General features: G+C 70.1%; 2 protein-coding genes. Both read right to left on the bottom strand.

Annotated elements, in window-relative coordinates; translation table 11 throughout:
• Positions 1-196 precede the first annotated feature (196 nt).
• Positions 197-6268: an AAA family ATPase gene (locus WMF46_RS29245; RefSeq protein ID WP_437980216.1), complete on the bottom strand. Its 6072-nt coding sequence runs from the start codon at positions 6266-6268 to the stop codon at positions 197-199.
• 146 nt (positions 6269-6414) lie between these two features.
• The gene (locus WMF46_RS29240) at positions 6415-12468 is read right to left on the bottom strand and encodes an AAA family ATPase (protein ID WP_437980215.1); all 6054 of its coding nucleotides are present in this window, start codon (positions 12466-12468) and stop codon (positions 6415-6417) included.
• Between the last annotated feature and the right edge of the window lie 19 nt (positions 12469-12487).

Genomic DNA, 12487 nt, shown 5'->3' with positions numbered 1-12487 from the left:
ACCGAGGCGCCAGCGACGCGTTGCGGCTCAACTCGCTACACTGCCAAAAGCGGTGCGCCTCGTCACGAGCAAACGGCGCCGCGCTCTCGCGCCGGCTCGCCTGCGGTGACGCATTCGTCCATGCACGGCGATAGCGGGGACGGAAAGGGGGCTGCTGAAGCGCAGTCGGGTAGTGAGCGCGCAGCGCGCAGCGCGCCTACGCCTGCGGGAGCAGGGCATCCTGGCCGTCCGTCTCTGCCTCCGCCGCATGCAAAGGCAGCTCGACGACGAACGTGGCGCCCGCGCCCGGCTTGCTCTCGACGCGGATGGTGCCGCCATGGGAGGTGACGATCCATCGCACGATGTAGAGGCCGAGTCCGAGACCGCCGAAGTTGCGGACGGAGACGGCGCGCTCGAAGCGCTCGAAGATCCTGGCCTGGTCGGTTTCCGTGATGCCCATGCCGTGATCGCGGACGACGAGCAGCGCGCGGCCTTCCAGGCCGCGCACGACGACGTGAATGGGGGCCCCCGCGCCGTATTTGATCGCGTTGGACAGGAGGTTGATGAGGACCTGCTCCATGCGAGAAGCGTCCCAGTTGCCCACCACGGGCCCTTCCAGGTCGAGCTGGGCGCGGCAGCGGGCATCGGCGAGCTGCTGTCTCATCCGCTCGACGACCTCGCGCGTCAGGGCCGCCAGATCGACGGGCGCGCGCGAGAGGGTGAGCCGTCCGGCGTTGAGGCGGGTGACGTCGAGCAGCTCGTTGACCAGGTGGGCGAGGCGCGCGATCTGGCGATCGACGACCTGGAGCGCGGCGTCGATGCGCTCCGGGGCGACCTCCGCGCGCTGGAAGCGGGGCAAGAGCCGGGCAAGGAGGTGGGCCTGCATCGTGAGCGAGGTGAGCGGGGTCTTGAGCTCGTGCGATGCGACGACGAGGAACTCGTCGCGGCGCCCGATCGCCCGCTGGGCCTCAGCGAACAGACGGCTGTTGTCGAGGGCGAGCGCGGCGCGGCTCCCGAGCTCCTCGGCGAGCCGAAGATCGGCAGGGCCATAGCGGCGCCGCGGCGCGGTCGCCAGCAAGGTCATGACCCCGAAAGACCGGTCGCGCGCGAGGAGCGGAACGCGGAGGAAAGAGTGAATGCCGAGCCGCTCGAGGAGGGGCGCGGCGCGGACATCGCCCACCTCGGGGCGCTCCGCCGAGGTCGCTGGCAGGGGCCGCAGCGCGTCCATCACCGCGCCTGCGAGCTCGTCCGGCACGCCCGCGATGACCGCGGTGACCGTGTGTCCCGGGGCGCGGTCGGCGAGGTGCACGTCGATGACGCAGCAGTCGGCCAGCTCGGGCACGGCGAGCTGCGCGACGCTGTCGAGGGTGGCGCCGTAGCCGAGGACCATGAGCCTGCGGCTCGCCTCCGCGAGGAAGCGCTCGGCGAGCTCGGCCCGCTTGCGCTCGGTGATGTCGGTGGAGATGCCGCAGAGCACGCCGGGCATGACGCTCTCGCCGAGAGGGAATTTGACCGAAAGCAAGGTGTGCAGCCCATCCTCCATCATCACCACCTCCTCGAACTCGAGCGGCTCGCCCCCGTCGAGCACCCTCCGATCGTTGTCCTGGAGGACCTTGGCGGTCGCGCGAGGAAAGAGCTCGGCGTCGGTCTTTCCGAGGAGCTGATGGCTCGACAGCCCGGCGAAGTTGCATGCGTTCCTGTTGGCGAGCAGATACCGGCCGTCGCGATCCTTGAGGAAGATGGCCGCGGCGGAGTTGTCGACGATGGCCTGCAGCGTCGCCTGGTTGCTCCGGAGCTCCCGCTCCGCCCGCCGCCGCTCGGCGTTCTCCTGCTCGACCTCGGCGTAGAGCATGGCGTTTTCGAGCGAGATGGCCGACTGCGAGGCGAGCAGCTCGAGCACGGTAAGCCTCCCGGGGGTGAACGCCCCGGGCACGAGCCCGTTCTCCAGGTAGAGCATGCCGAGCAGCCTTACCTGCCGCACGATCGGCAGGCACAGCACCGATCTTGGCCGCCTCCGCGTGAAATACGCGTCCTCCGAGAACGGGTGCCTGCCGGCGGCGTCGTCGAGCAGCACGCGCTCGCGGCTGCGGCGAACATAGTTGAGAATGGATTGCGGTAGCGCGGCCGCCGCCGCCTCGCCCGCGTCGACCGGCCGCGCGTCGCTCCCCGACGCCGCGATCGCCGCCGCGATGGACAGGCGATCTTCCTGGACCAGGAGGACGCACCCCTGCTCGGCGCCCGCGTGCTCGACAACGATGCGCAGGAGCATCTCGAGCAGGCGCGGGAGCCTGAGCTCGCCGGAGATGCCCTGAGAGGCCTTGACGACCGACAGGACGTCGAACTGCTCGGCCCGCACGGCGAAGGTGACCGTGGGGGCGATCGGCTTGTGCGGGGCGAGGTGGGGATAGCGCTGGTCGAGCTGATCCACCTTGGCGTGGGCGCCCCACGCGAAGTAGCCAGAGCGGGCCTTTCGCAGGTAGCCGTCGGCGGGCGTCGCGAGGCCGCGGTCGCGGTAGAGCCTGGCGGCGAGCTCGCTGGCGATGGCCTCGTGCTGGACGAAGCCGCCCTCCTGCGCGGACGAGATGGCCTGCTCGTACAGCCGGCTCGCCTCCGGCTCGTCCCCGCGGAGCCGGGCGATCTCCGCGCGGACCAGGGCGTGCTTGTGGAGGAAGTTGTCGGGGCAGCTCTCCGCCCACTCGCCGAGCTGCCGCTCGCACGCGAGGAGCCGTTCGGGGAGCTCCCGCTCTGGCGACGGCGGCGCCTTCTGCACGTCGCGCACGTCGCGCGCGTCGTGCGCGTCGTCGAACACCGCGGCGAGCGCGAGCGCGTGGTAATAGAAGTTCTCGGCGAGGAGCGCGTTCGCGTCCATCTTCCAGCCGTCATCGACGACCAGAGGGGTCGATGCGGCGAGCGCTCCCCCGGGAGAGCCGAGGACGAAGAGCGCCTGAGCCTTCAGGCAATCATAAACTCTGCGATCGCCGCTCGAGGCTCCCGGAGGGAGGCTCGCCTCGAAGGCCTCCTGATCCAGCTCGGATCCATCGAGCATCGAGAAGCGGACCGGCCGCCCTCGCAGCGCCTGGACCATGGCGTGGGCGCCGAGGAGGACGCCATGAGCGAACGCGTAACCGGCCTTCCGCACGAAGGCGAGGCGTTCTTCGACCTGGTGGAGGACGTCCTCCAGCGGCTCACCGGAGAGCAGCGGGAACAGCGGGGCCCACATGCTGATGTAACACGCGTGGTTCCGATCGCCGGACTCGACCGCGGCGTTGAAGCTGATGCGGGTATAGGGGCCGGTCTCTCTGTAGTGGCGCGTCCAGAAGAGGATTTGCTGCCCGAACAGGGAGAACACCACGGCCTTGCTGGCGAGGGCGTGGCTCCTGTCCGCCAGGTCGTAGCCGAGCTTGCCGAACCGATAAGCCTCTTCGTATCTCCCGAACCGCGGTCCGAGCACCTTCGCGAAGGCGACGTACGCCTGGGCGGAGCACTCGGTGTTGCCGTGGCGCAGGCTGAGCTGGATCATGCGCACGAGGAGCAGATAATGCAGCTTCTGGTCCACGAAATAGGCAGAGACGACCACGCCCATCAGGACGCGCATCACGACCTTGATCTCCGGGTGCGCCATGGGGGGCAGATGGATCAGGTCCTCGATCGCCCGGCCGCCCAGGGCGTGCCAGAGGCTCTCGGTCTCTTCGTCGACCTGTGCGTCGGTGACAGGACGCGACAGCTCGATATCCCAGCCGCGGAGACACGAGAGCCCGAGCTCCACGGCGCGCGCGCACTGCCCGCGGGTGATGTTCATCGTGACGGCGAGCTCGACGATCGCCGCCCGCTCGATCCTGGTCCTCGAGCGCTCCATGAGCTCGTCGAGGAGCCGCTCGGCCTCCTCGAAGCTGCCGATGACGTACGCGGCGTGCGCGCGCTCGAAGGTCAGGTCGTAGGTGAGCTCGTAGTGCGTCTCCCAGCGTTCACGGGGCTCCTTGGCGAGGAGGGCCAGGCCGGCGGCGAAGAGGGCGGCGGCAGATTCATGGGCGGCCGCGGCCTTGGCCCTCTTGCCGGCGCGGAGGTTCAACGCGGCGAACTCGTCGCGCTCGGCCTGGGAACGGAGGAGCGCGGCGCCGCGGTTGAGGTGGCCGACGATATCGAAGAGCGCGTCCTCGCGCTCGTCCGGGCTCCGGCCCTTCAAGAGCAGCTCGCCGATCCGGAGATGCACCTCGGCGAGCTGCGTTGCCGGGATGAGGGAGTAGGCGGCTTGCTGTACCCGGTCGTGGAGGAACCGGTATGTGCCGTCCCCGCCGAGGAGCAGCCCCTCCCGTACGGCCTCCGCGAGCGCCTCGCGGAGCTCTGCCGCCGGCCGGCTCGCGACGACCGCGAGGGGGTCGAGAGCCACGCTACCGCCGAGACACGCTGCGAGCTTGAGCGCGTCCTGCGCGCGGGTCGAGAGCCGCTTGAGCTTGCCGGTCATCAGCTCGACGACGTTGTCGGTGAAGCCCTTGTCGCGGATGGCAGCGATGTCCCATCGCCATCTGCCCTCCTCCGCGTCGAAGGCGATGAGCCGTTCGTCGTGCAGGGCGATGAGGAACTGGAGCACGAAGAACGGGTTGCCGCCGGTCTTCTCGTAAACGAGCTGCGAGAGCGGCTCGACCTGCGCTTCAGGCGCGTGGACCGCCTCGGCGACGAGCGCCCCGACATGGGCGGCGGAGAGCGGATCGAGGACGATGTCCGAGATGACGGTGCCGCGCTTCTGCGCCTCGGCCAGCGTGAGCCGGAGCGGGTGCGCGGGGCCAACCTCGTTGTCGCGGTAAGCGCCGATGAGCAGGAGGTGCGCGTCGCCGGCGAGGGGGGCGAGCTGCTCGATCAGGAGGAGGCTGCCGGGATCGGCCCATTGCAGGTCGTCGAGGAAGAGGGCGACGGGGTGCTCTTTCCGGGCGCAGGCGGCGACGAAGCGCTGGAGCGTGGCGAGCAGCCGGCTCTGGGCTTCGGTGGGCGGGAGCTCGGGCACGGGGGGCTGCGGGCCGAGGAGCAGGGCGAGCTCGGGGAGCACGTTGGCGAGAAGCGTGCCGTCCTGACCGAGGGCCTCGCGGAGGCGCTCTCGCCAGCGCTCGACCTGCTCCTCGCTCGCGCTCAGGAGCTCCCGCAACAGCGCCTGGAATGCCTGAAGGAAGGCGCGGTAGGGGACGTCCCGCTTGAGCTGATCGAACTTGCCGGAGAGGAAGAAGCCGCGCTCGCGCACGACGGGCCTGTGCAGCTCGGCGACGAGCGACGACTTGCCGATGCCCGAATAGCCCGAGACGAGGACGAGCTCTGGCCGGCCGTTCGCGACAACGCGCTCGAACGCGGCGAGCAGGGCCTTTAGCTCGCGCTCGCGGCCATAGAGCCGCTGTGGGACCTGGAACCGGTCGGAGACGTCGCGCTGTCCGAGCGGGAAGGCCTCGATGGCGCCGCTCTGGCGCAGCAGAGCGAAGCACCGGTCGAGATCGTGGCGCAGGCCGAGTGCGCTCTGGTATCGCTCCTCGGCGGCCTTGGAGAGCAGCTTGAGGACGACGGCGGAGAGCTGCGGGGGGATCGACGGGACGAGCGCGTGCGGCGGCTGCGGCGCCTGGGCGATGTGGCAATACACCCACGCGACGGGGTCGCTGGCGTGGAAGGGCAGGGTGCCAGTCAGCAGCTCGTAGAAGGTGACGCCGAGGGAGTACAGGTCGGTCCGCTCGTCGATCGAGCGGTTCATGCGGCCCGTTTGCTCCGGCGCCATGTAGGCGAGCGTGCCCTCGATGAGCCTGTCGCGGGCGAGCTCCTGGGCCCCGCGGGGGGAGAGGGAGGCGATGCCGAGATCGGTGATCTTCACCTCGTCGGTGTCGGGGTTGTAGAGCAGGTTCTGGGGCTTGATGTCCTTGTGGATGACGTGGTGTCGGTGGAGCTCTGCGAGCGCGGCGGCGAGGCGGAGGGCGAGGGGGAAGAAGCGCTCGATCGACATCGGGCGCATCGGGCGCATCGGCCCGTCGCCATCGAGCAGCCGGTCGAGCGAGCGGCCGCCGAAGTCCTCGAGGACCAGGGTCATCTGGTCGCGGAACGGCTCGATCCCGTAGGCCTTGATGACAACGGGCGAATCGAGCGCCCTGGCGACCTCGAGCTCGTGCTGGAGCCGGCCGAGGGCGCGGGGGCTTGCGTGGTCGCGCCGCAGGGCCTTGAGCACCACCGGTCGGCCGTCCTCCTCGCGCCGCGCACGGTAGAGGATGGTTTCCGCACCTTGGTGCAGCACCTCCAGCACGCGGTAGCGTGGACTATCGGGCATAGGAAGAGCTTTGAAAGCCGAGGCGCCAGCGGCGCGTCGCGGCTCAACTCGGTACATTGCCAAAAGCGCCGCACCTCGTCACGAGCAAACGGCGGCGCAGCGCGCCCGCTGAGGCGGCAGTTGGGTAGTGAGCACGCAGCGCGCGCCTACGCCTGCGGGAGGAAAGTGCCCCGGCCGTCCGTCTCTGTCTCCGCCGCATGCAAAGGGAGCTCGACGATGAACGTGGCGCCCGCGCCCGGCTTGCTCTCGACGCGGATGGTGCCGCCATGGGAGGTGACGATCCACCGAACGATGTAGAGGCCGAGTCCGAGACCGCCGAAGTTGCGGACGGAGACGGCGCGCTCGAAGCGCTCGAAGATCCTCGCCTGATCGGCCTCGGCGATGCCCATGCCGTGATCGCGGACCGAGAGGAGGGCGCGATTGGCCTCGCCGCGCACGACGACGTGAACGGGGGCCCCCGCGCCATATTTGATCGCGTTGGACAGCAGGTTGATGAGGACCTGCTCCATCCGAGAAGCGTCCCAGTCCCCGATCACGGGCCCTTCCATGTCGAGCTCGGCGCGGCAGCGCGCGCTCGCGAGCTGCTGTCTCATCCGCTCGACGACCTCGCGCGTCAGGGCCGCCAGATCGAACGGCGCGCGCGAGAGGGTGAGCCGGCCGGCGTTGAGGCGGGTGACGTCGAGCAGCTCATTGACCAGGTGGGCGAGGCGCGCGATCTGTCGGTTGAGGACCTGGAGCGCGGCGTCGATGCGCTCCGGCGAGATCTCCGCGCGCCGGTAGCGGGGCAGCAGCCGCTCGAGCAGGTGCGCCTGCATCGTGAGCGAGGTGAGCGGTGTCTTGAGCTCGTGCGAGGCGACGAGGAGGAACTCGTTCCGGCGCTCGATCGCCTCCTGGGCCTCGGCGAACAGACGGCTGTTGTCGAGGGCGAGCGCCGCACGGAACCCGAGCTCCTCGGCGAGCCGCAGGTCGGCAGGGCCATAACGGGGTCGGGGCGCGGTTGCGAGCAACGTCATGACCCCGAAGCGCCGGTCGCGCGCGAGGAGCGGAACGCGGAGGAAGGAGTGAATGCCGAGCCGCTCGAGCAGGGGCGCGGCGCGGACTTCGCCCACCTCGGGGTGGTTCGGCGAGGTGGTAGCCAGGGGCCGCAGCGCGTCCATCACCGCGCCTGTGAGGTCGTCCGGCACGCCCGCGGTGACCGCGGTGACCACGTGTCCCGGGTCGCCGTCAGCGACGCCCACGTCGATGACGCACTGATCGGCCAGCTCGGGCACGGCGAGCTGCGCGACGTTGTCGAGCGTGGCGCCGTAGCCGAGGGCCATGAGCTTGCGGCTCGCGTCGGCGAGGAAGCGCTCGGCGAGCTCGGCGCGCTTGCGCTCGGTGATGTCGGTGGAGATGCCGCAGAGCCCGCCGGGCATGACCTCATCCCCGAGAGGGAACTTGAGCGAGAGGAAGGTGTGCAGCCCGTCCTCCAGCGGCAGCTCCTCCTCCCACTCCATCGGCGCGCCCGCCTCGCGCACCTTCCTGTCGTGGTCGTGCAGGGGCTCGGCGACCGGAGAACTCAAGAGCTCGGCGACCGTCTTCCCGACGATCGCCTCGATGGGCATGCGCATGATGGCGCCCACGTGCCGGTTGGCGAGCAGGAGCCGGCCTTCGTGATCCTTGACGTAAATGGCCGTGGCCGAGTTGTCGACGATGGCCCGCAGGGTCGCCTGGTTCGTCTGCAGCGCCTGTTCTGCCCGCCGCCGCTCGGCGTTCTCCCGCTCGACCTCGGCATACAGCATGGCGTTCTCCAGCGAGATGGCCGACTGCGACGCAAGCAGATCGAGCACGGTGAGCCGCCCGGGGGTGAACGCCCCGGTGATGAGCCTGTTCTCCAGGTAGAGCAGGCCGAGCAGCCGGGTATGCCGCACAATCGGGAGGCACAGCGCCGATTTCGGCGCCCTCTGCCTGAAATACTCGTCCTCCGAGAATGGGTGCCTCGCGGTCGCGTCGTCGAGCAGCACGCGCTCGTGGCTCCGGCGAACGTAGTTGAGGATGGACTGCGGCAGCTCGGCGGTCGCCGCCTCGCCCGCCTCGCCCGCCTCGCGCGCGTCGAGCAGCCGCGCCGCGCCGCTGGACGTCGAGAGCGCCGCCGCGATCGACACGCGATCCTTCCGGACCAGGAGCACATGCCCCTCTCCGGCGCCCGCGTGCTCGATCGCGACGCGCAGGAGCATCTCGAGCAGGCGCGGGAGCTGGAGCTCGCTGGAGATGCTCTGCGAGGCCTTGACGACGGACAGGACGTCGAACTGCTCGGCCCGCACGGCGAAGGTGACGGTGGGCGCGATCGGCCTGCGCGGGGCGAGGTGGGGATAGCGCTGATCGAGCTGCTCCACCTTGGCGTGGGCGCCCCAGCGGGAATAGGCGGCGCGGGCCTTTTGCAGGCAGGCCTCCGCGGGGGTGGCGAGGCCGCGCGCGCGGTAGAAGGCCGCGGCGAGCTCGCAGGCGATGGCCTCGTGCTGGACGAAGCCGCCCTCTTGCGCCGACGACGCGGCCTGCTCGTAGAGCCGGATCGCCTCCGATTCCTGCCCACGGAGCCGGGCGATCTCGGCGCGGACGAGGGCGTGCTTGTGGAGGAAGTTGTCGGGGCCGTTCCTGGCCCACGCGCCGAGCTGCCGCTCGCAGTCGAGCAGCTGCTCGGGGAGCTCCCCCAGCGGGGTGGGCCGCGCCTCGTGTGCCTCGCGCTCCTCGTCGGCGTCGACGAGCGCCGCGAGCGAGAGCGCGAGATAGTAGAAGTTCTCGGCGATGAGCGCGTGCGGCTCGGTCCTCAAGGGGTTCTCGTGGAGCGCGCGGGTCGCCGCCGCGAACGCCTCGCCGTGAGCGCCGAGCACGAAGAGCGCCTGGGCCTTCAAGCTGTAATATCGGCCGCGAAGTCGCTGGAGATCCCCCTCGTCGAGCCGCGCCTCGAAGGCCGGCGGATCCAGCTCGGACCCGTCCAGCATCGAGACGCGGACCGGCCTCCCGCGCAGCGCCTGGATCATCGCGTGGGCGCCGAGGAGGGAGCTGTGCGCGTACGCGTACCCGGCCCTGCGCACGAAGCCGAGGCGCTCGTCGACCTCGCGGAGCACGTCCTCCAGCGGCTCGCCGGAGAGCAGCCGGAATATCGCAACCCAGACGCAGTTGAGGCACGCCATGTTCAGATCACCGGACTCGACAGCGGCGCTGAAGCCGGCGCGCGAGTACGGATACGTCTCTCGGTAGTGGCGTGTCCAGAACAGGACATGCTGTCCAAAGACGGTGAACACCAGCGACTTTGTCGTGAGGAGGCCGCTCCTCTCCGCCAGGTCGTGGCCGAGCTTGCCGAACAGATACCCCTCCTGGTATCGCCCGAACCTCGGGCCGAGCACCCTCGCGAAGTCGGCGTAAGCGTAAGCGGAGCTCTCGGCGTTGCCGTGGCGCAGGCTGAGCTCGACCCTGCGCAGGACGATGAGACAGTGCAGATCCACGTCCGCGAAGAACGCAGGGGTGGCCATCGCCTGCAGCACGCCCATCGTGAGCTTGACCTCCGGGTGCGTCACGGGGGGCAGACGGATCAGATCCTCGATCGGCCGTTCGCCCAGGGCCCGCCAGACGCATTTCGCCTCCTTGTCGAGCTGTGCGTCGGTCGGGTGGCGCGGAAGCTCGATGTCGCAGCTGCGGAGCCACGAGAGCCCGATCTCCACCCCGCGGGCGCATTGCCCGCGGGTCAAGTGGAAGGCGAGCGCGAGCTCGACGACGGCGGCCGTCTCGCCCCTGGTCCTCGCGCGCTGGGGGAGCTCTTCGAGGAGCCGCTCGGCCTCGTCGAAGCCGCCGGTGATGTACGCGGCGTGCGCGCGCTCGAAGGTGAGGCCGTAGGTCAGCTCGTGCTGCGTCTCCCAGCGGTCCGGCGCGAGCAGGGAAAGGCCCGCCGCGAAGAGCGCGGCGGCGGTCTCGTAGGCCGCGGCGGACTTGGCCTTCCTGCCGGCGCGGAGGTTGAGCGCGGCGACCTCGTCGCGCTCGGCCTGAGAACGGATGAGCGCGGCGCCGCGGTTGAGGTGGCCGACGACCTCGAAGAGCGCCTCGTCGCGCTCCTCCGCGCGCGGCGCCTTCAGGAGCAGCCGGCCGATCCCGAGGTGCACCTCGGCGAGCTGCTCCGCCGGGATGAGCGAATGCGCGGCTTGCTGCACCCGGTCATGGAGGAAGCGATAGCCAGAGCCCCGGCGCAGCAGCAGCCCCTCGCGCACGGCCTCCTCGAGCGCGTCGCGGAGCTCCTCCGCCGGGCGGCGCGCGATGATCGCGAGGGGCTCGAGGTCGAGGGTGTTGCCGAGGCACGCGGCGAGCTTGAGCGCGTCGCGCGTCGGGACCGAGAGCCGGTTCAGCTTGCCGGCCATCAGCTCGACGACGTTGTCGGTGAAGCCCTTGTCGCGGATGGCGGCGATGTCCCAGCGCCATACGCGCTGCTCGGTGTCGAAGCGGATGAGCCGCTCTTCGTGCAGGGCGATGAGGAACTGGAGCACGAAGAAGGGGTTGCCGCCTGTCTTCTCGTAGACGAGCTGCGAGAGCGGCTCGACCTCTGCTTCGGGCGCGTGGACCGCCTCGGCGACGAGCGCCCCGACGTGGGCGGCGGACAGCGGCGTGAGGACGAGCTCGGAGACGGCGGCGCCGCGCTGCTGCACCTCGGCCAGCGTGAGCCGGAGCGGGTGCGCGGGGCCGACCTCGTTGTCGCGATAGGCACCAATCAACAGGAGGTGCTCGGCGCCGGAATAGGTGGCGAGCTGCTCGAGCAAGAGGAGGCTGGCCGCGTCGGCCCATTGCAGGTCGTCGAGGAAGAGCGCGACGGGGTGCTCCTTCTGGGCGCACGCCGCGACGAAGCGCTGGAGCGTGGCGAGCAGCCGACTCTGAGCCTCGGTGGGCGGGAGCTCGGGCACGGGGGGCTGCGGGCCGAGGAGGAGCTCGAGCTCGGGGAGCACGTCGGTGAGCAGCGTGCCGTTCTGGCCGAGGGCCTCCCGCAGCTGCCGTCTCCAGCGCTCGACCTGCTCCTCGCTCGCGCCGAGGATCTCCTGAAAGAGCGCCCGGAACGCCTGAAGGAAAGCACGGTAGGGGACATCCCTCGAGGTCTGATCGAACTTGCCGGAGAGGAAGAAGCCGCGCTCGCGCACGACGGGCCCGTGCAGCTCGGCGACGAGCGACGACTTGCCGATGCCCGAGTAGCCCGAGACGAGCGTGAGCTCAGGCCGGCCATTCGCGACCACGCGCTCGAACGCGGCGAGCAGCGCCTCGATCTCGCGCTCGCGGCCGTAACGCCGCTGCGGGACCCGGAACCGGTCGGAGAGATCGCGCTCACCGAGCGCGAAGGGCTGGATGTCGCCGTTCGCCCGCCACCTCGCGAAGCATTCGTCGAGGTCGTGCAACAAGCCCGCCGCGCTCTGGTAACGCTCCTCGGCGGCCTTGGAGAGCAGCTTGAGCACGACGTCTGACAGGAGCGGTGGAATCGATGGGACGAGCGTGTCCAGCGGGACCGGCTTCTGCGCGATATGGCAATAGACCCACTCGACGGGATCGTTCGCCCGGAACGGCAGCGTGCCCGTCAGCATCTCGTAGAAGGTGACGCCGAGGGAGTACAGGTCGGCCCGCTCGTCGATCGAGCGGTTCATGCGGCCTGTTTGCTCCGGCGCCATGTAGGCGAGCGTCCCCTCGATGAGGCCCTTGTTGTCGAGGTCCTGGGCCTCGCAGGGCAGGAGGCAGGCGATGCCGAGATCGGTGATCTTGACCTCGCCGGTGGCGGGGTTGCAGAGCAGGTTCTGGGGCTTGATGTCCTTGTGGATGACGTGCCGCCGGTGCAGCTCGGTCAGGGCGGCTGTCAGGCGGACGGCGAGGGGCAGGAAGCGCTCGATCGACATCGGGCGCATCGGCCCATCGAGCAGCTGGTCGAGCGAACGGCCGCCGAAATCCTCCAGGACGAGCGCGGCCTGATCGTTGAACGATTCGATCGCGTACGGCTTGCTGATGGCCGCCGTGTCGAGCGCGCTGGCGACCTCGAGCTCGTGCCGGAGCCTGCCGAGGGCGCGGGGGCTCGCGTGATCGCGCCGCAGGACCTTGAGCACCACCGGCCGGCCGTCCTCCTCGCGCCGCGCGCGGTAGAGGATGGTATCCACACCTTGGTGCAGCACCTCCAGCACGCGATAACGTGAACTATCGGGCATAGGGAGAAACCGGTGCGTC

This window comes from Sorangium sp. So ce117 (genome assembly GCF_051524395.1).
GTDB lineage: Bacteria > Myxococcota_A > Polyangia > Polyangiales > Polyangiaceae > Sorangium > Sorangium cellulosum_B.
Note: the sequence above shows the minus strand (reverse complement) of the source record. Positions and strands in the feature narration are given on the sequence as shown.

What these genes read in the sequence shown, in the direction of transcription:
- WMF46_RS29245 (WP_437980216.1), bottom strand. Translation starts at nt 6,268, where the DNA reads ATGCCCGATAGTCCACGCTACCGCGTGCTGGAGGTGCTGCACCAAGGT.
- WMF46_RS29240 (WP_437980215.1), bottom strand. Translation starts at nt 12,468, where the DNA reads ATGCCCGATAGTTCACGTTATCGCGTGCTGGAGGTGCTGCACCAAGGT.